This is a genomic window from Acetobacter sp. (genome assembly GCF_022483985.1).
Classification (GTDB): domain Bacteria; phylum Pseudomonadota; class Alphaproteobacteria; order Acetobacterales; family Acetobacteraceae; genus Acetobacter.
The window spans coordinates 294819-314805 of record NZ_JAKVME010000001.1; the positions used below are offsets into that span (position 1 = coordinate 294819).

Genomic DNA, 19987 nt, shown 5'->3' on the forward strand with positions numbered 1-19987 from the left:
ATGACGGGCTGAAAAAAGGTCCGTGCCGGTCAGACCGGCACGAAGCTATTGAAACGAAGAACTGTGGCCTTAGTTTGAAACCGGCATCGGCGGGGGAAGTCCTCCTCCGATAGCGGAGCGTCCAAGCAGCGAACCGCTATAGGTCGCGCGCGCCTCCACATAGCGCGGAGCTGCTGTCGGACGCCATGCGGCGACAGTGACCGGCGAGAGCGCCGTCGTATGATGCGGCGTATCGCTGATGGCCACACGCGTCACCGTATGATGGGTGGCGGGGGCGACACCACTCAGGTCGGTTGCGTCATGCGAAGCTGTGTGCCGGATCACGCTGTTGTCGGCGACGACCGTGCGGGCGCTGTGATGAACGGCTGTGGTCTCAGGCTTTTCGCCCAGCGCCAGAGCCAGCGCGTCGGTCGATGCGGGAGCGGTCGCATGATGCGGGACTTTGCGCGTGACCGCCGGTGTCGCGTCGGACAGAGCCAGCATCTGCGGTTTGGGGCTCTCGCTCGTCAGCCTGCGTGCTTCACCAGCCGTATGAACTTCCGTCACACGAGCCTCATGCGTATGGAGCGGAAGGGCGGGGGTCTCGGCTTTGGCCAGAACGACAGGCGCTTTTCTGACAGGAGCGTCCGCTACAACAGAGGCTGTCGGCTTTACGGCGACATCGTGAAGATGGTCGTGGTCCGGAGCGTTGCTGGACGCCATGACAGCCGTCGCAGCCACATGGGATTCCGCTGTGTCGGGTGAAGCAGGCGGAGCAACGGGCGCATCGGCACGCGCAACGGCGACATCATGAACGCTGACGACAGCAGGCAGGTGCTGCTTCAGATCCGTCATGCGCACGAACTGCTTCGGCTCCATCGGTTTCAGAGTGGGGTCGAAACGGGAGGCAAGATGGTTCAGGCGGTCAGGCTGGTTGAGCAGCGCCCACTGGGTCTGCAACACCGCCGTCTGCTGGCGGATATGCTGTGTATCACTGACAATTCTGGAAATCTGCTGATCCAGAACAGTCGTCTGATGCTTCTTCGTATACAGGTACATGCCCGACGAACCGGCCAGCAACGCGCAGAAGAAAGTGAAAGGCCTGAACATCAGACTGTCCCTTTGTCGGAGGATTTTACGGAACCGGCGCCGACATTCGCCTGCGGTTCCGCATGCACGGTCTGTGAACCCAAACAGTCATCTGACGATCCGAGCCGACTCAGGGCGCGCAGCTTGGCGCTTCGTGCCCGTGGATTGCGTCGGCACTCCTCGTCCGAGGGCTTTATCGCCTTGCGGAAGAGGAGACTGAACGACGCTGCTTTCTTTCCGCGACTCATGGAGCGCGGGTCATGACGCGAGAGGCCGGGCTCCTGACCCGCCGCCGCCGCCATGACGCGTTTGATGATGCGGTCTTCCAGAGAGTGGAAAGACACAACGACCAGACGTCCGCCGGGAGAGAGAAGGGCGAGAGCCTGTTCCAGCCCCCGCTCGATTTCCCCAAGCTCGTCATTCACCGCAATCCGCAGTCCCTGAAAACTGCGTGTCGCCGCGTCGATCCCCGACTTGTCGGAGGGCACGACGGAGCGGATGACCTCGGCCAACTGAAGAGTCGTCTTCAGTTCCGTGGTCTTGCGGGCTTCAACGACCGTGCGCGCCACGCGGCGTGCATGCCGTTCCTCTCCATAATAATGGAAGATGTCAGCCAGTTCCGCTTCGGAGGCCGTGTTGACGATATCCGCTGCCGAACGACCGGCTTTTCCCATTCGCATGTCGAGCGGGCCGTCATGGCGGAAGGAGAAGCCGCGCTCCGCCTCGTCGATCTGGAAGGAGGACACGCCAAGATCCAGCATCACGCCATCGACATGATCGGTCCCGGCGGCGTGCAGCATGTCCTGCATCGTGCTGAACCCGCCGTGCAGCATCCGCAGGCGCGGCGTGCCGTCCGGGCCCGCGCCCCAGACACGGGCGAGAGTCTCGCCACGCACGATGGCGTCTGGATCGCGGTCGATTCCCCAGACGCGGCAGTTTGCCGCCGCCAGCACGGCGTTTGTGTAACCGCCGCCGCCGAAGGTGCCGTCCACATAGACTTCACTATCTCCGGGTGCGAGGCACTCCAGCACCTCGTTCCGCATGACCGGAACATGGCCGGGATCGTAGTCCGGACGACTGGCGACGGGAGAGTTCATCGCGTTCATGCAGCGCCTCCCGTCTCGCCGTTGCGGTTGCCCGGAAGCGTTACACGACGGGAGCGGAGACGCGCTTCGGCGCGGCGCTGTTCGGCGGCCTTCGGCTCCCAGATCTGGAAGATGCGGCCAAGACCCATGAACGCGACGCTATCGGAAAGACCGGCGTGCTCCCTCAGAAAGTCGGGAATGATGATGCGGCCTTCACGATCCGCGTCCATCGGGTAGGCGTCGGCATACAGAGCGGCCGCGAGGTCATCATGCTCGTCCGAGAACATGTCGAGCCTGTCGAGCGGTTGCGCCAGTGAAGCGAAAGCGGCGGAAGGCCATGCTTCGATGCAGGGCTGTGTGTGGGAAGGGCGCAGAACCATCAGAGCCTCACCTTCCACAGTCTGATTGCGCAGGACCGTGCGAAACCCGGCTGGAATCGAAACGCGCCCCTTGGCGTCGATTCGATTCTGGTGTGTGCCGAGAAACACGCTCACCGGGTGAGGAATCCTTCATGCGCAGGGTTGCGGTCCGCGGTTGTTGGGGCCGTTTGGTTGATTCTGGGATATCATGGGATTTTATGGGACGTCAAATGAATCTGTAATAAAAACTGGCAGAAAACCGCGAAAAAAGACAAGTTTGTCGTACTTCGTTCCTAAAAGGTTTCCAGAAGGCAGGTATCTGTTAACAAGAACGAGTGTTCTCGTTATGTTCTTTTGGTGTGTTTCTTATCGCTATATTAAAAACCGAAGCATCGGAAAGAATCGGGAGCCGCCCATTTCCTCCGGAAAACGCGACTCGTTTCTTTAGTGAATTTTAAGGGATCGAGAGGTGCCAGACGGTCTGTAAGCCGGGTTCTGTCCGTTCTCCGAAGAGACCGTGACGATCATTCCTCTGGGACGTGTCTTGCGACACGCCTCACGCGACCAACCCGGACGGAAGGCGGGAGAACCTTTGGCAGTCAGGCTGCCTACCGTCCCTATTCGGTCTTGCTCCCGGTGGGGTTTGCCGTGCCGCCGCCGTTACCGGAAGCGCGGTGCGCTCTTACCGCACCGTTTCACCCTTACCTCCAGCCTGCGAGCAGGCCAGGAAGGCGGTCTGTTTTCTGTGGCACTTTCCCTGAGGTCACCCTCGCCGGCCGTTAGCCGGCACCGTTCTCCCGTGGAGCCCGGACTTTCCTCCATCACCTGATATAGGCAACAGCGATCGCCCGACCGTCTGGCAGGCGCGGACCCTGCGCGTGCAGGACTGTTCCGTCAAGATACGACTGGACATATTCTGACGTACGCCACAGCCTGTTCAGGCCATGCTGAAGATTGAAAAGCTCACGGAACGTCAGTCCGCCGGAAAGCCCGTCGGCCATCGCGCTGGCGACATGCCGGATTTCACCTCTCGCCTTCTGCTGACGGGGCTGCATGTCGCCAGCCGAAAGCGCAGACGCAGGCGCAGCCAGAAAACGCATCATGCGGCGGCCCCGGTGGCATCACACACCATATCGGCAGCATCGCTTGCTTATATAAGGCGTCTCACCAATCGCCCATCGTTTCCCATGCGTCTGTCCGCGCTTCCTCTCAGACGGATTATCGAACTGCGCGTGCCCGGTGCGTCGGCACTCAGGCCCGCGCGTCTTTATCTTCCTCATGGAAAGGTGAGGGGGGCTGTTCTGTTCCTGCACGGTGGCGGCTTCGTGCATTGCGGCCTCAACTCCCATCACGGGATATGCTGTCGCCTGGCATATGCGTCCGGTGCTGCTGTCCTGTCATTTGATTACAGTCTTGCGCCCGAACATAAATTTCCTGCCGCCGTGGACGATGTGTTGGCGGCTTTCAACTGGCTGACGTCGGAAGCCTGGCGTTGGGGTGGTCCGGTCGCTGTCGCAGGAGATAGCGCTGGTGGAACGCTGGCGGCTGTATTGTGTCAGAAAGTGCGGGAAAGACGCCGGGCGGGTGCGGGGCCGACGGTCCCCGCTCCTGTCATGCAGGTACTTTATTATCCGGCGACGCTTGGGCGGGAGGAGACGCTGTCTCGTGAGCGTTTTGCTGACGGATATTTTCTGACGAAAGCCATGATGGAATGGTACGGAAGCCAATATGCTTCGTCAGAGGAGGATCTGCTCAATCCTGACTTTGCGCCAGCCCTGCGGGACGATCTTTCAGACCTTCCGCCTGCATGGATCATGACCGCAGAATGTGATCCGCTCAGGGATGAGGGCGCGCTCTATGCCCGACGGCTTGCCGAGGCCGGAAACGTGGTCCGCTTTATCTGCGTTCGCGGCACGCTGCACGGCTTTCTTCAGTTCTATCCCATGATGAGAAAGGCGCGTCGCGTCCTGCGTGAGAGTGGACGCGCATTGCGGGCGGCGTTCAGGGTGGAGGGATGAGCGCCTATCGGACCTGAAAATGGCAGGGTCTTGCGTCTGTTATTCGGCTTTCATTGGCGCTGCTCAAAGATGGTTGCGCATGTGATCCCGTAATGCGTTGCACCGCTTGGCGTAGGTGGATGCTTTTGACGCCGTAAAGAAATTGATCAGGAAAGCGCCCGCAAGCGAGAAGAATGAAAGAATGGTGAGGATTTCTCCCAGAAGAGGAATCCCGGCATCGTAATGCGTGGCCGAATACCACAATAGTCCGAGCCCGAGAACCGCGCCGAAGATTCCGAAAACGCCAGTCGATCTCATCAGGGAATCCTCAATGGCCTCAAAGGCTGAGGTTTCCCGCCAGAGATCGAACAGTCTGCGGTCAATGTCGCCAACGGCGTCGGCGTGGCTGGATTTTTCCTCCGCCGTTCGCTTGTGGGGATTTTTGCGATGAATCTCCAGTTCCTGCCGCGCCTTGGCGAAAACACGGCGTCGCTCCTTGATGGCGGGAAGGCTGATATCGACAAAGCTGAGGATGGCGACGTTGAGACCGGCTGAAAGCTGGATCACAGCCTGAAAATCACCCCATGTAGCGCTCATTGATGCTCCTTGGTTCCATTCCTGAACTCTGTAGCGCTACAGGAAACGCAGGGATAGATATTGAAAAGCGTAACTGCCATCCCGAAAACAGGGTTGGGAGTCAGAAATATTTTCTGTGCTCTGTTTTGGTTTTCAGGTAAAAAATAGAATATTATTGATTTTTATTTTTCTATATTTGTAAATAACCTGATATAAAAATCCATTATAATATATGTGAGCATTTCTGATGTGATTTTCACGGTGATCCAATTCATTCTTGAGGGGCGTGTTTCTCTCAGGATCATCGGATAATGCCTGTCGAATTTATTGGTTATGTCAGTGCTCAGGAGCAAACGGAGGTTGTTGGCCCCAATGGGCCTGCTGTCGATCCCGATTATATTGCCGGAAGCGCCCTTCTGCAGGAACGGGGCGGTTTCGATCGGGCGCTGGTCGCGTTTCACTCGACTTCGCCCGACAGTCTGCTTGTCGCACAGCACGCTGCGTCCGCAACAAGAAAGCTGGGGTTGCTGATTGCTCATCGTCCCGGTTTTGTTGCGCCCACCCTTGCGGCCCGTCAGTTCGCAACACTGGATCAACTGACCGGTGGACGTGTCGCCATGCACGTCATTACAGGTGGAAATGACAGGGAATTGCAGGCCGATGGCGATCACCTGACGAAAGTGGAGCGCTATCGCCGCGCTGCCGAATATATCCAGATCGTCCGTCAGGAATGGCAGGCGCAAGCGCCGTTTGATCATCACGGCGATTACTATCAGGTCAGGGGCGCCCAGTCGGCTGTTCTGCCCTTCAATGCTGGCGGCATCCCGATTTATTTTGGCGGGGCTTCTGCTGAAGCCATCGCTGTTACAGGCCAGTATGCTGACGGTTATGCCTTGTGGGGCGAGCCTCTCAGGGAGGCAGGTGAACTTGTGGAGCAGGTGAAAAGCGCAGCCGCCCGACATGGAAGGCGGATCAGATTTTCTGTTTCCTTCCGGCCGATCATAGAAAAGACGGAAGAGCTTGCATGGGAGCGGGCCGCCGCCATTCAGGAAACTCTTGAGAAAAGGCAGGAAGAAACGCAGGAACCGACAGGGATTGGTCTTGATCGCGCTGGCCGGAAACCGTCTTCCGAAAATCTGCCGACGAACGAAGGATCAAGACGTCTTCAGAAAATTGCATCCAGAAGCAACCGCCATGATGAACGGCTCTGGACGGGTGTTGCTCAGGCGACTGGTGGCCGATGGAACTCCACGGCGCTGGTCGGAACCGCGGATCAGGTCGCGGAAAGCCTGCTCCATTATTACAGGATCGGAATCGAGACTTTTCTGATCCGTGGGTTTGATCCTCTTTCCGATGCCCTGATTTATGGAAACGACCTGATCCCCCGCGTGAGGGCGCTTGTTGAGCGTGAAGAGCGATGTGGAAGATAGAATCATAGAATATTCAAAAACACACTCTTCTGTCATTGTTTTTCGGGGATAATCTTTATGGCCCACATTGGGTTGCGTTCTCTTCTGGTCGCCTCACTATCCGGTATTTCTGTAGCACATGCGACAACGCCTCATGTGTCAGGAGGACAGGCAGCACGTAAACATAGTCCGCAAACGGCGTCAGTGTCGCAGCCTGTCAATAAACCTCCTGTAAAACCAAGGCATGTCACGGGTGGGGCTGAAGTCATCACGGTCAGGACTGTCCGTAATGCGCCCCGCCTTGCCCGACATGTTCCTCTGGGGGCGCTTGGAAACAAATCCGAATTTGACACGCCTTTTTCCGTCAGCTCTGTTTCTGCCGCCAAAATTGAGGCGATGCAGGCATCCGATATCAACGATGTCATGAGGTATGAGCCCGGCGTGCAGGCCAATTCCAACGGAACATCGACGGCCTCAGGCTCCAGTGTCCGCGTGCGTGGTCTCAATCTGGACTGGACGAACGGTTACAAGATAGACGGGATGGCGATCCCTTACTGGTATATCGATCTGCCTGTCGCAAATTTTGATACCATTCAGGTTTTCAAGGGTGCTTCCGCTTTTATGTACGGTTTTGGATCGCCGGGTGGTGTTCTGGATTATCGTCTGAAAGCCCCGGTGGAAAACAGAAAGGTCACGGTGGAGGCGGGCTACCGTTCGGATGCTGTGTTCCGGCAGATGCTTGATGTCGGCGGCTCCCTTGATTCTGCCCATCGGGTCCAGACGCGGCTGACGTTCGCCAGTGAGGTCGGAAATCAGTACAATTCGAGCTTCGTGAGGAATCTTTCGACCTCATTTACGACCGATGTACGGATTACTGACAAACTGCATTGGCATTTCAACAGTTTTTATATGAACACCCTGCAGAAAGGCATGGTCAACACCATTGCATCCGCCAACGGGGTGGGAGCCATCCGGACAGTCAGCGGACGATCCGTCTTCGGTGCGAAGGATTCATGGAAAACAAACGACATGAAGCGATTCAGTACTGGTTTTGACTGGGAGTTTGCAAAAAACTGGTCTGCTGCCCTGACCTATGGCTACACTCACCTCAATGAGCAGTTTCCGTCCAACCAGATTACCTTCACAAACCCTAACGGAAATTACTACAATCAGGCATTCGAGCAGATGCGCGTCCTGACCTATCATCAGGTGGACGCCATCACGCAGGGACATTTCACGACCGGGCCGATCCGTCATGATGTCATCGTCGGGATTACCTGGTTAAGGCAGATGTTCGATGCGGATGCCAATTCAGGTGCGCTAGGTCCGCTTGAATACGGCAATATCCATGACGGGCGACCAATCATCACGAATGCGGCGCATTTCAATCCCCGCATGTATCGCTACATTGACTACCAGCAGGTCGCGCCATTCTGGAGTGATACGTTCAGCTATGGAAAATGGTCCCTGATGGCGGGAGCCCGTTACACGGATTATCTGGAGAACGATTATTCGAAAACAGGGAGTCGGACGGCAGCCCATCGTAATAATCCGGTCACGCCCATCGTCTCGCTGAGTTATAAGATCACGCCTGAAATCAATGCTTACTTCAGTTGGGTGCAGGCCATGCAGGCGGGCGGGCAGGCTGGTTCGAGCAATGTGAACTACCTGCAGGTGTTCGGGCCGATGCGGAGCGATCAGTACGAGGCGGGTATCAAGGTCCAGAGAAAAACATTTAGTGGTACACTCGCTGTTTTTCGCATGGATACAGGTGCCGCCTATACGAATGCCCAGAATTATTACGTGCAGGATGGCAAGTCCCGCTATCAGGGTGTGGAGGCATCCGCGTCGTGGCTGCTGACACGGGATCTGAACGTCAACGGGAGCCTTGCCTATCTGGATGCCCGTTACGTGAAAGCGGCAGCCGGTTACGCAGGCCACAAGCTGGAAGCCGTCGCGCCTTTTCAGGCGGCGTTCAACGCCGATTACCGGATACGGCCAGTCAAGGGGCTCAGCGTGAACGCCGGTTTCAATTTTGTCTCCCGGAACTGGCTTGATGCCGCCAACACAATCCGCCTTCCATCCTACATCGTGGGGAATGTGGGAGCCTCGTACGCCGTGAATGTCGGTGGACATCCGATGGTCTTCCGCGCGGCCGTCGAGAATATCGGGAATGTGCGCTACTGGCTGAGCCGGGGGAACCGGAATCTGTTCCCCGGTGCGCCTCGTACTGTAACGCTGAGCGCCCGCTTCGATTTATAGAAGCCGGATTCCTCGTGAAGGGTGCCGGTTCCTGATCCCACCGAACGCCCGCTCTCTTCACTGCGGAAGAGACGGGTCTGGCGCGGCTTTTATCAGGCGCTCCTCGACAGCCAGATCCGCCGACAAGGGTCGATGAAGTGGAGCGGCTGCAAACCACGATAAAACCGCGCAGGCCATTCCGTCGCAAGGCGAAATGTTCTAGGACGCTCCAAAGACCATATGGAGCGTGTCCGTTCAGTCATTGCATCGCGCTGGACCGCGCGAAGGCCTTGCGATGACCTCGCTGCTCTCCAATGGTCGACATGATGAGGCTCGTCACAGCCGGATTTTGAGCAGAAAGAGGAAGCGCGCCCATGGTGCCTCGCTACACACGACCCGCAATGCTGGCTATCTGGGCCCCCGAAAACCGTTACCGGATCTGGTTCGAAATCGAGGCTCTGGCATGTGAGGCGATGGCCGAACTGGGCGAGATTCCCAAAGAGTCAGCGCAGACCATCCGCGAGAAGGGCGACGCCGCGATGGCCGCGTTCTCACAGGCCGATCTCGATCGTATCGACGCGATCGAGGCCGAGACCCGTCACGATGTGATCGCCTTCCTGACGTGGCTCGCGGAAAAGATCGGGCCGGACAGCCGCTTCGTGCATCTCGGCATGACATCGTCCGATGTGCTCGACACCTGCCTCTCGGTCCAGCTCACACAGGCGACCGATCTTCTGCTGGCTGACCTCGATACGGTTCTGGCCGCGCTGAAGAAGCAGGCTTTCGAACACAAATACACGCTGACCATCGGCCGTAGCCACGGTATCCATGCCGAACCGACCTCGTTCGGTCTCAAGATGGCCGGTCATTACGCCGAATTCGAGCGCAACAGGACGCGTCTTGTGACGGCTCGCGCCGAGATCGCCACCTGCGCCATCTCCGGTGCTGTCGGCACGTTCGCGCATCTCGATCCGCGTGTTGAAGCCTATGTCGCCGACAAGCTGGGCCTTCAGGCGGAGCCGGTTTCCACGCAGGTCATTCCCCGCGACCGTCATGCAGCCTATTTCTGCGCACTGGGCGTCATCGCCAGCGGGATCGAACGTCTGGCGACGGAAGTGCGCCATCTCCAGCGTTCGGAAGTACGCGAGGCGGAAGAGTTCTTCCACAAGGGTCAGAAGGGCTCCTCCGCGATGCCGCACAAGCGGAATCCGGTCCTGTCCGAGAACCTGACAGGTCTGGCGCGTCTGGTGCGTGCCGCTGTCATCCCCGCGCTTGAGAATGTGGCGCTGTGGCATGAACGCGACATCAGCCACTCCTCGGTCGAGCGCAACATCTGCCCGGATGCGACGATCGGCCTCGACTTCGCGCTGGCCCGTCTGGCGGGCATGATGGACAAGCTGCTGGTCTATCCGGACCAGATGGCCGCTAACATTGAAAGCCTTGGTGGTGTCGTGCATTCCGGCGAGGTGCTGCTGGCTCTGGCCCGTGCGGGCGTGCTGCGTGAGGACGCCTACCGTATTGTGCAGCGTTGCGCGATGGAGACATGGACCAAGCTCGGTAAGCCGGACTTCAGGACCTTCCGCGAGAATCTGGACGCTGATCCGGAAATCGCCGGACGGATCGCGCCGGAAGTGCTGGATGCCGCCATGGACAGCCGCTCTCATCTGAAAGCCGTTGATGAGCGTTACAAACTGATCTTCGGCGAAGCGGGTCCGCAGGCCTGATTGATCCTGAACCGTCTTTCTGTAAAGGCGGTTCAGGCTTTTGGTGGTGCGTGATTGTGGACGATCTCGGATGAATCTGATCGAACAGCGTCGGCATATGCTGACAGGTTCCTGTTACAATGATCTGACGCCTGAGCTGGTTGAGGCACGAGCGCGTGCCGTTCGTCTCTCGGATTGTTATAACGACAGTCTTGGTCGTCCGCAGGATGAGCGTGAGCAACTGCTGCGAACGCTCCTGCATCATGTGGGCAATGGAGCTCATTTCGAGCCGCGTTTCCGGTGCGAGTTCGGCTTCAATATTTCCATCGGTGAAAAATTCTACGCCAATTTCGACTGCATCATTCTTGATGCCGCGACGGTGTCCATCGGGGACAATGTGCTGTTTGGCCCTCGGGTTGGTATCTACACGGCCAATCACGCGATTGATCCGGAGGAGCGCGCCGCCGGGGCCTGTTACGCCCGGTCCGTGGTGATCGGCAACCGTGTCTGGATCGGGGCCGGTGTCCACATCAATCAGGGCGTCACGATCGGCGATAACAGCGTTATCGGGTCGGGGAGTGTTGTGACGAAGGATATTCCGCCCAACGTCATCGCGGCGGGTGTGCCGTGTCGGGTCATACGGCCCATCACTGTGGACGATCGAACCGGTTTTTTGACTTTTTAAGCCGATTCTGTGCCGTTTCGACCGGCTTTCGGTGTAAAATAACATGCATAAAATATACATTTTAAATTCTGGCGCGGTTCCTCAGGACGGGGACGGGCGCGTTTATCCAACCGGGCTGTATCATCTCGCTTAGAAGGCTGCTAAGAGGCAGCCGCAGGAGGCCTGTATCGGGCCGGAAAACTGCGGGTGGGTCTGTTCCAGTCTTCCCGCAAGCCGAAAGTGAGCAAAGACGATCATGGCCCGCCGCCGCCAGCTGTATGAAGGTAAAGCCAAAATCCTGTTTGAAGGTCCGGAGCCCGGAACCCTCGTGCAGTATTTCAAGGACGACGCCACGGCAGGAAATGGCGCGAAACATGGCATCATCACCGGCAAGGGTGTGCTGAACAACCGCATCAGCGAATATATCATGATGCGGTTGCAGGAGATCGGCATCCCGACACACTTCATCCGCCGGATCAACATGCGGGAGCAGTTGATCCGTGAAGTGGAGATCATTCCGCTGGAGATCGTGATCCGCAATATCGCTGCGGGCAGCATCGCCAAGCGTCTGGGAATTCCTGAAGGCACCCGCCTGCCGCGCGCCATCGTCGAATATTACTACAAGAATGATTCCCTCAATGACCCGATGGTCGCCGAGGAACATATCACCGCGTTCGGCTGGGCCGGTCCGCACGATATGGATGATATGGTCTCCATGTCGCTGCGGGTGAATGATTTCCTGACCGGCCTGTTCGCGGGTGTCGGGATTTCGCTGGTCGATTTCAAGCTGGAGTTCGGACGTGTCTGGGAGAACGAGGAGATGCGCATCATCCTCGCGGATGAAATCTCTCCCGATAACTGCCGTCTGTGGGACTCCAAGACGAATGAGAAGCTCGACAAGGACCGTTTCCGTCGGGATATGGGTCAGGTCGAGGAAGCCTATCAGGAGGTCGCCCGTCGTCTCGGCATTCTGCCCGAGGCTGGCAATGGCGATCTCAAAGGTTCTGAAACAATGCAGTAAGCACGCCGTTCAGGGTGTGTTTGAAAGAGTAAGGCCGGAAGGCCGGAGGGCGGTATGAAGGTTCGCGTGACTGTTTCTCTGAAAGAGGGTGTGCTTGACCCGCAGGGGAAGGCCATTGGCCACGCCCTTCATGTTCTGGAATTCCCGGAAGTGAAGGAAGTCCGGGTCGGTAAAGTGATCGAGCTGGACGTCGATGGCTCGGACGCCGCACAGGTCGAGGCGCGCGCCACCGAGATGGCGAAGCAGCTTCTCGCCAATGAAGTGATCGAGGACTTTGCAGTGGAGGTGGTGAAATGAACCGTTTTTCCGCGTTTTCGACTGTCCTTCTTCTGGCATCCGGTCTGTTCGCCGCTGATGCCGCCATGGCGCAGCGCGTCTCGCCGATGACGTCCGGCAATTTCGGCCGCATCTGCACGCGCCCTGCTGGCGCTTCCGTGTGTGACGCCTATATTTCCGGCGTTGCGGACGCAGGCGCTCTGGCAAAGATCAATGACCGTAACGAGGGCGACCCGAACGCTCCTGCGGGGTTCTGTGTTCCGGCGACAGAAACGAGCGCCACCATGCGCGGCAAGGTCATCACCTGGCTGAAGGCGCACAAGGACGTTCTGCAGAAACCTGTTGGTGAAGGCGTCTTTGCCGCGCTGCATGATTCCTACCCCTGCGCTGCCTCCTCCAAGCCTGCGGAACAGAAGAAATGAAAGCCGGTATCGTCGTTTTTCCGGGGACCAACCGGGAGCGCGATATGGCGATCGCCCTGAAGGCGGTGACCGGTCACGCTCCGAAAATCCTCTGGCACCGGGACACCGGGCTTCCCGAGCTTGATCTCGTCGTACTGCCCGGCGGCTTCAGCTATGGCGATTATCTTCGCTGTGGCGCGATGGCCGCGCATTCACCGATCATGCGGGAAATCCGTGCATTTGCCGAAAAGGGTGGTCACATTCTGGGCGTCTGCAACGGCTTCCAGATCCTGACGGAAACCGGCCTGCTGCCCGGTGCGCTGCTGAAGAATGCTGGTTTGCGCTTCCTGTCGCAGGACTGTCATCTCCGCGTCGAGAACGCCGAAACGCCGTTCACGTCCCGCTGGAAGAAAGGCGACGTGTTCCGCACGCCGCTCGCCCACGGTGACGGCAACTATGTCGCGGATGCCGAGACGCTGAAGGCGCTTCAGGGCGAAAATCGCGTGGCGTTCCGTTATGCCGCGCCGAACGGCAAGGTGGACGCGGCTGACCGCGACTGCAACCCGAACGGCAGCCTCGACGCCATCGCTGGTATCCTGAGCCCCAATTCCCGCATCTGCGGTATGATGCCGCATCCGGAAGACCTCGTTGATCCGCTGATGGGCGGTGAAGACGGCAAGCCCCTGTTCGACAGTCTGGTGGAGGCGCTGGTCCGATGAGCAGCAAGCAGAAAGCGGTCAACGCCGATCTGGCGCGTGAATTCGGCCTGTCGGCTGAGGAATATGATCGCGTCCTCGCCATCATGGGCCGTACGCCGAGTTTCACGGAGTTGGGTGTGTTCTCGGTCATGTGGTCCGAGCACTGTTCCTACAAGTCATCCCGCAAGTGGCTGCGGACCCTGCCGACCACAGCGCCGTGGGTCATTCACGGTCCCGGCGAGAACGCCGGTGTGGTCGATATCGGACAGGGACTGGCCGCCATCTTCAAGATGGAAAGTCACAACCACCCGTCCTTCATCGAGCCCTATCAGGGCGCGGCGACGGGTGTGGGCGGCATCCTGCGTGATGTGTTCACCATGGGCGCGCGTCCGGTCGCCAACCTGAACGCCCTGCGTTTCGGTTCGCCGGAAACACCCCGCACACGTCAGATCGTGGACGGTGTGGTGCGCGGTATCGGTGGGTATGGCAACTGCGTCGGCGTGCCGACGGTGGGCGGCGAAGTGAACTTCCACCCGGCCTATGACGGCAACCCGCTGGTCAACGCCATGACGGTCGGCGTCGCCCGTCAGGACAGAATATTTCTGTCGGCTGCGGCGGGTATCGGCAATCCGGTGGTCTATGTCGGTTCCAAGACGGGCCGCGACGGTATCCATGGCGCGACCATGTCCTCCGCCGAGTTCGACGAGAACGCTCTGGCCAAGCGCCCGACCGTGCAGGTCGGCGACCCGTTCGTCGAGAAGCTGCTGATCGAGGCATGTCTTGAACTGATGGCGACCGATGCGATCGTCGCCATTCAGGATATGGGCGCTGCCGGTCTGACCTCCTCGTCTGTCGAAATGGCAGGCAAGGGTGGGGTCGGCATCGACCTCGACCTCGACGCCGTGCCGCAGCGTGAGCCGAACATGACGGCCTATGAGATGATGCTCTCCGAGAGTCAGGAGCGCATGCTCATCGTCATCAAACCGGAACGTACAGAGGTCGCCCGTGCGATCTTCGAGAAGTGGGAACTGGATTTCGCGGTCATCGGTCATCTGACCGACACCGGCAACATCGTCGTGCGCCACAAGGGACAGGTCGAAGCCGAGATTCCGCTGGACCCGCTGGCGGAGCAGGCGCCGGTCTACGATCGTCCGACCGCGCCTCTGCCCGCACCGGAGCCGGTTGGTGACATCCATGATCCGCTTGGTCTGGAGCAGACGCTCATCCGTCTGGTCGGCTGTCCGGATCTCGCATCCCGCGCCTGGATCTGGAACCAGTATGACAGCACGGTCGGCGGTCAGACCGTACGCCGTCCGGGTGGGGCGGATGCCGCTATCGTCAAGATCGAGGACACGTCCATTGGTCTGGCGCTGACCACGGACTGCACGCCGCGTTACTGCCGCGCCAACCCGAAGAAGGGTGGCGCGCAGGCGGTGGCCGAGGCATGGCGTAACATCACGGCGACCGGCGCGCGTCCGCTGGCCGTGACGGACAACCTGAACTTCGGTAACCCCGAGAAGCCCGAGATCATGGCGCAGTTCGTCGGCGCTATCGAAGGTATCGGTGACGCCTGCCGTGCGCTCGACTTCCCGATCGTGAGCGGTAACGTCTCGCTCTACAACGAGACCCGCAATCCGGACGGCACCACTTCGGCCATCCTGCCGACCCCGGCTCTCGGTGGTCTGGGTGTTCTGGATGACGTCACGAAAAACGTCGGTCTCGGCATGCCTGAGAATGGCACGCTGATTCTCGTCGGTGAGACGAAAGGCCATCTCGGCCAGTCGCTCTGGCTGCGCGAGATTCTCGGTCGCGAAACGGGTGACGCGCCGGATGTTGATCTGACTGCCGAGCGTCGCAACGGCGACTTCGTGCGTGAGCAGATCCAGTCGGGCGCCGTGAAAGCCTGTCATGACGTGGCGGATGGTGGCATCCTGATCACCGTCGCCGAGATGGTCATGGCGACCGGCAACGGCTGCACGCTTGAGCCGGCCCAGTCCGGCATGCGTCCGGAAGCGTTCTGGTTCGGCGAGGATCAGTCGCGCTATCTGGTGGCGGTCGAAGGGGACGGCGTGGCGTTCCTGTCAGCAGCGGAAAAGGCTGGCGTTCCGGCGCGTGTGGCGGCAACCATTGGTGGTGAGGGGCTGACGCTTCCCAGTGGGGCCGTTGTTTCAGCGGCCCGCCTGACGGTTGCGAACAGCGCGTTTTTCCCGAACCTGATGGAGCGCTGAGAGGCGGTCCAGACTACCGGATCAAGGAGAACGGTCATGGCCATGAGTGCATCGGATATCGAGGCTTACATCCTCAAAGCCTTTCCTGACGCAAAAGTGACGATCGATGATCTGGCGGGTGACGGCGATCATTATGCCTGCACTGTCGTCAGTGAAGCCTTTCGTGGATTACCGCGCGTGAAACAGCACAAACTGGTTTATAATGCGCTTGAAGGGCACATGGGCGGCACGCTTCATGCGCTTGCCGTGAAAACGGCGGTGCCGTAAGGCCCCTATAGAGTTCTGACGGAAATCCTTTTGTTGAGGGGCGTTGCTGACAGCCCCGGGACGAACACTCTGGAGTTACACAGATGTCTACACCTGCTGGACAGCGTATTCAGGCGCTGATTGAAGAAAACCCCGTCATGCTGTTCATGAAGGGCACCCCGGATTTCCCGCAGTGCGGTTTCTCTGCCCGCGTTGTGCAGGTCCTCAACCATCTCGGTGTGCCGTTCAAGGGCGAAAATGTTCTGGCCGATCCTGAACTGCGCGAAGGCATCAAGATTTTCTCCGACTGGCCCACGATCCCGCAGCTTTACGTCAAGGGCGAGTTCATTGGCGGATGCGACATCGTGATGGAAATGGCCCAGTCCGGTGAGTTGCAGACTCTTCTGAAGGAAAATGGAATCGCCAGCGCCGCGGCCTGACGCTTTCCGCCTGCAATATCGTGTCGCCATGATATTGCAGGATTCCGTTTCTGATTTGTTCTTTTTTCCCAGTATATATCCTTCGCACATTCGGCGAATGGTAGAAATGAAATAGTAATTTAGAGCGATTAGGCCCATTCTGCGGGTTGTGAGTGTCACCTAATGACGTATACTCGCATGGAGAAACGAAATCCGGGGATGGAAATGATCAGAACAGTACTGCGGAAGCTGACGATTATCACGGCAGGAATTTCTGCGGTTGTCGCGGTCGTCCATGCAAACCCGGCGCATGCCGAACGGATCATTTCCGATTACGAGGCCAGCAAGCTGACCCTTGAGTCACTGACCGCCGTGCCTGTCTATCATCCTGTTGTGCATCACGCTGCCGCCCATCATTACGCCGTAGCGACGGCTGGCCGTCATACCGTGGTCGCTTCCCGCGCACAGTCTTCCCATCCGATGGTGCATCTGGTTTCTTTTCACGTCGCGAAGAAAGCGACCCATGCCGTGCATTCGCGCAGCCGCACCTGAGTTTCCCCGCCTTGGTGTGAAAGTTGAAAGCCGCCTGACTCTGTCCGGTGGCTTTTTTTCTGGCTGAATCTCCGTTCAGCTCTGCCAGAACGCACTCCGAATCCGGCGCGGAACACCCGTCCCATCCACAAGGATGACGTCGAACACCACCGTCTCGTAGATCCATTCAGGATGTGTGGCCAGCAGAACCTCCGCTGCGTCCATGATCCGGGAACGCTGCCTTTCGCTGATGGATTCCGCAGCGTGGGAATATGTCGCCCGTTTCTTGACTTCGATGAAGCTCAGCTCTCCGGCTTTCAGGGCCACGAGATCGATTTCTCCCAGAGGCGTTCGTGCCCGACGCAGGAGAATGCGCCATCCATGAGATACCAGCGCCTGCTCGGCGATAAATTCGGCCTTTACGCCCTGTTGCCATGCTGTAAGGCCGCGTTCCGGGCGTCGTGTCATGGAGATATGTTTTTGCATTATCCAGAGTGTCTTCCATTAAGGTAAGAATTTTCTGAACGAACGGACAGGGAGGCGTGAAGCTGACGGATATTGCGTCATTGCTGCTCAATGGAGCCCTGATCAGTCATAGCGCCGTAGCCACACTGGCGGCCGGGCATATTCTGCTGACAAAACGGGACACTTCGGCGGCGATCGGCTGGATTGGGACTGTTTTTGTCATCCCGTTTTTCGGCGTGTGTCTGTATCTGCTGTTCGGCATCAATCGTGTCCACCGTCTGGCGCGGAAGCTTGTGCGTGACCGCAATCCGCAGGAGAGCGGGGCGGGAGCGGCGACCCGGTGGAGCCGGACGGTGACAGGCGCTTTCAGACCACTTTCCCGCATGGTCGGACGGATAACCGGACGCTCCCTGCTGGGTGGCAACCATCTCGAAATCCTGATTGATGGGGACAATGCCTATCCTGTCATACTGGAGGCGATCCGGCAGGCGCAGCACAGCGTCATGTTGTCATCCTATATTTTCCGGTACGATCAGACCGGAAAAACCTTCGTCTCGGCACTGACCGAGGCGCACCAGCGCGGCGTTGCCGTGCGTGTTCTGCTCGATGGCGTTGGTGCGGGCTATTTCGCATGTCGCGCAGCGAAAACGTTACGTAACGTCGGGGTGCCGTGCGAGCGGTTTCTGCACTCCATGCTGCCTTGGCGTATGCCGTTCATCAACCTGCGGAATCACAGGAAAATCCTCGTCGTTGACGGGGCCACCGGCTTTATCGGCGGACTCAATATCGGCGATGAAAACTGTAATGTGACCGCTCTCAGGAAGCGTGTCGGTGACATGCATTTCCGTGTGCGCGGCCCGGTCGTCAGACAGTTGGCCGAGGCATTCGCATGGGACTGGTCTTTCGCCTGCGGGGAAGAACTCGCGGGGGAGATCTGGTTCCCCCCTCTTGCCGAGGAGGGGGAGGAACTTCTCCGTGTCGTGACTGCCGGACCGGACACGGATCTCGAAAAAATTGAATATACCGCCCTGCAGGCCATCACGCTGGCCCGCCACAGCGTAAGGCTGATGACACCCTATTTTCTGCCCGGCACACGTCTTCAGGCTGAACTGGCTCTGGCCGCACTGCGTGGTGTGCAGGTGGATGTGGTCATTCCCGGTCGCAGCAATCATCGTGTCATGGACTGGGCCTGTCGCGCTGACATTCACCCTCTGCTGGACGCTGGCTGCCGTGTGTGGCTGAGCGGACCACCATTCAACCATGCCAAGCTGATGGTGGTTGATCGGGAATGGGCTTTCGTCGGCAGTTCGAACCTTGACGCCCGAAGTCTGCGGCTCAACTTTGAGATCAACGTGGAAAGCTACCGGGCCGCGTTTGCGGAGCAGATTGATGATTTCATAGACAGTCATCGGAAAGGGCGACTGACTCACCATGATCTTGATGAGCGATTTCTGGTGGTCAAGCTCCGCGACGCCGCGATGAGGCTGTTCTCGCCTTATCTCTGAGGGAGCGCCTGAAACCGCTGGAGCGAACCACTGGCGCGATCATCGGTGCGGTCGTTGAACTGGCATGTCAAACAGCGTAGGAAAACGCCAGAAATGACGGGGATCGGGTCTGGGATGGCGCAGACAGACGCTCTGTCGGACAGATAAACAGAAGTGTGGTGTGGTGATGACTTCCTCTCCCTTGCGCGTCGGGATTGCGGGCCTCTCAGGGCGGATGGGGCAGGGACTGGTGCGGAGCGCGCTCGATGCGGGGTGCGCTGTGGTCGGAGGCACCTGCCGTGATCCGCAGGCGAGTTCCCTGACCATGTCCGAACTGACCAGAGATGGTTCGATCGCGCTCTGTGCGGATATGACCCGGCTCGCAGAAATCTCGGATGTGGTGATCGATTTCACGCATGTCTCGTCAGTGATCGGTCACGCTGAAACGTTGAAGAACGTGGGCGTCGCATGGGTTCTCGGCACGACCGGGCTCTCGGAGAGCGACCAGCGCGCGGTGGATGCTGCGGCTCAGTTGATCCCTGTTGTGCAGGCGGCGAATTTTTCGGCTGGTGTCACGCTGATGCTTCGGCTGGCCCGGGAAATGGGCATGGCGCTTTCGGCTGAACGGTTCGACGCCGAGATTGTCGAGATGCACCATCGCCAGAAGGTCGATGCGCCTTCGGGCACGGCGCTGGCCATTGGTGAGGCGGTTGCCCAGGGACGCGACGTGAAGCTGTCCGATGTGCGGGCGCCGGTGCGGGAGGGGCAGTGTGGTGCGCGCAAGACGGGCGAAATCGGCTTTGCTGCATTGCGCGGAGGACAGATCGTCGGCGAGCATGAACTGCTGTTCACGTCCGCCACGGAGCAGATCACCCTCGGTCATCGTGCTTTCGATCGCCGTGTTTTTGCCGATGGCGCGGTGCAGGCCGCTGAATGGGTGAGCGGCAAAATAGCAGGCCTTTACAATATGGAAGACGTGCTCGGGCTCACCTGAGGCGACCGGCGGATATGTGACAGATCGGTATAGTCGGGGTCTTGCAACTTGACCCCGCCGCCGTCATCCGCCAAACGACAGAACTCTCAATACCGAGAACTTCGCAAAACGCGAATGTTTCA

General features: G+C 58.8%; 20 protein-coding genes and 1 other RNA gene. 15 read left to right on the forward strand and 6 right to left on the reverse strand.

Annotation, left to right across the window (positions count from 1 at the left end; genetic code table 11):
• Positions 1-69: 69 nt before the first annotated feature.
• From ftsL to rnpB, 4 genes are all read right to left on the reverse strand, one after another.
• Positions 70-1089 (reverse strand): cell division protein FtsL, encoded by a 1020-nt coding sequence (ftsL, locus tag LKE90_RS01280; protein WP_291491026.1) that lies wholly within the window; start codon positions 1087-1089, stop codon positions 70-72.
• Positions 1089-2174, reverse strand: coding sequence for a 16S rRNA (cytosine(1402)-N(4))-methyltransferase RsmH (rsmH, locus tag LKE90_RS01285; RefSeq protein ID WP_291491027.1), 1086 nt, complete (start codon positions 2172-2174; stop codon positions 1089-1091). The genes ftsL and rsmH overlap by 1 nt, the downstream gene beginning before the upstream one ends.
• Complete coding sequence (mraZ, locus tag LKE90_RS01290; protein ID WP_291491028.1) at positions 2171-2647, reverse strand: division/cell wall cluster transcriptional repressor MraZ; 477 nt, start codon at positions 2645-2647, stop codon at positions 2171-2173. Before mraZ ends, rsmH begins: the two co-directional genes overlap by 4 nt.
• Positions 2648-2980: 333 nt before the next feature.
• An RNA gene (gene rnpB, locus LKE90_RS01295) (RNase P RNA component class A) lies at positions 2981-3372 on the reverse strand.
• Positions 3373-3456: 84 nt separating this feature from the next.
• Here rnpB and LKE90_RS01300 point away from each other — a divergent pair.
• Positions 3457-4530, forward strand: a complete 1074-nt coding sequence (locus LKE90_RS01300) for an alpha/beta hydrolase (protein WP_291491030.1) — start codon at positions 3457-3459, stop codon at positions 4528-4530.
• Positions 4531-4593: 63 nt separating this feature from the next.
• Here LKE90_RS01300 and LKE90_RS01305 read toward each other — a convergent pair whose 3' ends face one another.
• A complete protein-coding gene (locus LKE90_RS01305) occupies positions 4594-5106 on the reverse strand; it encodes a hypothetical protein (protein WP_291491031.1) in 513 nt (170 codons plus the stop codon).
• Between the two features lie 290 nt (positions 5107-5396).
• Between LKE90_RS01305 and LKE90_RS01310 the strand changes: the two genes are divergently transcribed.
• The 12 genes from LKE90_RS01310 (at position 5397) to LKE90_RS01365 (ending at position 16943) form a co-directional block, all read left to right on the forward strand.
• Positions 5397-6515: an LLM class flavin-dependent oxidoreductase gene (locus tag LKE90_RS01310; protein ID WP_291491032.1), complete on the forward strand. Its 1119-nt coding sequence runs from the start codon at positions 5397-5399 to the stop codon at positions 6513-6515.
• 183 nt (positions 6516-6698) lie between these two features.
• Positions 6699-8756 carry a TonB-dependent siderophore receptor gene (locus tag LKE90_RS01315; protein ID WP_291491033.1) on the forward strand — a complete coding sequence of 686 codons (2058 nt, stop codon included), beginning with the start codon at positions 6699-6701 and terminating at the stop codon, positions 8754-8756.
• Between the two features lie 353 nt (positions 8757-9109).
• Entirely contained in the window at positions 9110-10459 is a 1350-nt protein-coding gene (purB, locus tag LKE90_RS01320; RefSeq protein ID WP_291491034.1) for an adenylosuccinate lyase, read from the forward strand.
• Between the two features lie 70 nt (positions 10460-10529).
• Positions 10530-11123, forward strand: a complete 594-nt coding sequence (locus LKE90_RS01325; RefSeq protein ID WP_291491035.1) for a sugar O-acetyltransferase — start codon at positions 10530-10532, stop codon at positions 11121-11123.
• Between the two features lie 235 nt (positions 11124-11358).
• Positions 11359-12123 carry a phosphoribosylaminoimidazolesuccinocarboxamide synthase gene (purC, locus tag LKE90_RS01330; protein WP_291491036.1) on the forward strand — a complete coding sequence of 255 codons (765 nt, stop codon included), beginning with the start codon at positions 11359-11361 and terminating at the stop codon, positions 12121-12123.
• A 54-nt stretch (positions 12124-12177) separates the two neighbouring features.
• A complete protein-coding gene (purS, locus tag LKE90_RS01335; protein ID WP_291491037.1) occupies positions 12178-12420 on the forward strand; it encodes a phosphoribosylformylglycinamidine synthase subunit PurS in 243 nt (80 codons plus the stop codon).
• Entirely contained in the window at positions 12417-12821 is a 405-nt protein-coding gene (locus LKE90_RS01340; protein ID WP_291491038.1) for a Rap1a/Tai family immunity protein, read from the forward strand. Before purS ends, LKE90_RS01340 begins: the two co-directional genes overlap by 4 nt.
• The gene (gene purQ / locus LKE90_RS01345) at positions 12818-13519 is read left to right on the forward strand and encodes a phosphoribosylformylglycinamidine synthase subunit PurQ (RefSeq protein WP_291491040.1); all 702 of its coding nucleotides are present in this window, start codon (positions 12818-12820) and stop codon (positions 13517-13519) included. The genes LKE90_RS01340 and purQ overlap by 4 nt, the downstream gene beginning before the upstream one ends.
• The gene (gene purL / locus LKE90_RS01350; protein ID WP_291491041.1) at positions 13516-15726 is read left to right on the forward strand and encodes a phosphoribosylformylglycinamidine synthase subunit PurL; all 2211 of its coding nucleotides are present in this window, start codon (positions 13516-13518) and stop codon (positions 15724-15726) included. Before purQ ends, purL begins: the two co-directional genes overlap by 4 nt.
• A gap of 36 nt (positions 15727-15762) precedes the next feature.
• A complete protein-coding gene (locus tag LKE90_RS01355; RefSeq protein WP_291491042.1) occupies positions 15763-15993 on the forward strand; it encodes a BolA family protein in 231 nt (76 codons plus the stop codon).
• Between the two features lie 83 nt (positions 15994-16076).
• Complete coding sequence (gene grxD / locus LKE90_RS01360; RefSeq protein WP_291491043.1) at positions 16077-16412, forward strand: Grx4 family monothiol glutaredoxin; 336 nt, start codon at positions 16077-16079, stop codon at positions 16410-16412.
• 204 nt (positions 16413-16616) lie between these two features.
• Positions 16617-16943 (forward strand): hypothetical protein, encoded by a 327-nt coding sequence (locus tag LKE90_RS01365; protein ID WP_291491044.1) that lies wholly within the window; start codon positions 16617-16619, stop codon positions 16941-16943.
• A 75-nt stretch (positions 16944-17018) separates the two neighbouring features.
• On the opposite strand, the gene LKE90_RS01370 is transcribed toward LKE90_RS01365, so the two are convergent.
• Positions 17019-17408: a YraN family protein gene (locus tag LKE90_RS01370; RefSeq protein WP_291491045.1), complete on the reverse strand. Its 390-nt coding sequence runs from the start codon at positions 17406-17408 to the stop codon at positions 17019-17021.
• An 80-nt stretch (positions 17409-17488) separates the two neighbouring features.
• Between LKE90_RS01370 and cls the strand changes: the two genes are divergently transcribed.
• Together cls and dapB are read left to right on the forward strand one after the other, a co-directional pair.
• Positions 17489-18892: a cardiolipin synthase gene (cls, locus tag LKE90_RS01375; RefSeq protein ID WP_291491261.1), complete on the forward strand. Its 1404-nt coding sequence runs from the start codon at positions 17489-17491 to the stop codon at positions 18890-18892.
• Between the two features lie 166 nt (positions 18893-19058).
• Complete coding sequence (gene dapB, locus LKE90_RS01380) at positions 19059-19865, forward strand: 4-hydroxy-tetrahydrodipicolinate reductase (RefSeq protein ID WP_291491046.1); 807 nt, start codon at positions 19059-19061, stop codon at positions 19863-19865.
• The last annotated feature ends 122 nt before the right edge of the window (positions 19866-19987 follow it).

Bases quoted from the DNA above. Each gene is read 5' to 3' on its own strand.
- purL (WP_291491041.1), top strand. From the start codon at position 13,516: ATGAGCAGCAAGCAGAAAGCGGTCAACGCCGATCTGGCGCGTGAATTC.
- ftsL (WP_291491026.1), bottom strand. From the start codon at position 1,089: ATGTTCAGGCCTTTCACTTTCTTCTGCGCGTTGCTGGCCGGTTCGTCG.
- grxD (WP_291491043.1), top strand. From the start codon at position 16,077: ATGTCTACACCTGCTGGACAGCGTATTCAGGCGCTGATTGAAGAAAAC.
- purS (WP_291491037.1), top strand. From the start codon at position 12,178: ATGAAGGTTCGCGTGACTGTTTCTCTGAAAGAGGGTGTGCTTGACCCG.
- purQ (WP_291491040.1), top strand. From the start codon at position 12,818: ATGAAAGCCGGTATCGTCGTTTTTCCGGGGACCAACCGGGAGCGCGAT.
- LKE90_RS01325 (WP_291491035.1), top strand. From the start codon at position 10,530: ATGAATCTGATCGAACAGCGTCGGCATATGCTGACAGGTTCCTGTTAC.
- LKE90_RS01340 (WP_291491038.1), top strand. From the start codon at position 12,417: ATGAACCGTTTTTCCGCGTTTTCGACTGTCCTTCTTCTGGCATCCGGT.
- LKE90_RS01310 (WP_291491032.1), top strand. From the start codon at position 5,397: ATGCCTGTCGAATTTATTGGTTATGTCAGTGCTCAGGAGCAAACGGAG.
- LKE90_RS01355 (WP_291491042.1), top strand. From the start codon at position 15,763: ATGGCCATGAGTGCATCGGATATCGAGGCTTACATCCTCAAAGCCTTT.
- dapB (WP_291491046.1), top strand. From the start codon at position 19,059: ATGACTTCCTCTCCCTTGCGCGTCGGGATTGCGGGCCTCTCAGGGCGG.
- purC (WP_291491036.1), top strand. From the start codon at position 11,359: ATGGCCCGCCGCCGCCAGCTGTATGAAGGTAAAGCCAAAATCCTGTTT.
- purB (WP_291491034.1), top strand. From the start codon at position 9,110: ATGGTGCCTCGCTACACACGACCCGCAATGCTGGCTATCTGGGCCCCC.
- LKE90_RS01300 (WP_291491030.1), top strand. From the start codon at position 3,457: ATGCTGAAGATTGAAAAGCTCACGGAACGTCAGTCCGCCGGAAAGCCC.
- LKE90_RS01365 (WP_291491044.1), top strand. From the start codon at position 16,617: ATGATCAGAACAGTACTGCGGAAGCTGACGATTATCACGGCAGGAATT.
- rsmH (WP_291491027.1), bottom strand. From the start codon at position 2,174: ATGAACGCGATGAACTCTCCCGTCGCCAGTCGTCCGGACTACGATCCC.
- LKE90_RS01370 (WP_291491045.1), bottom strand. From the start codon at position 17,408: ATGCAAAAACATATCTCCATGACACGACGCCCGGAACGCGGCCTTACA.
- LKE90_RS01305 (WP_291491031.1), bottom strand. From the start codon at position 5,106: ATGAGCGCTACATGGGGTGATTTTCAGGCTGTGATCCAGCTTTCAGCC.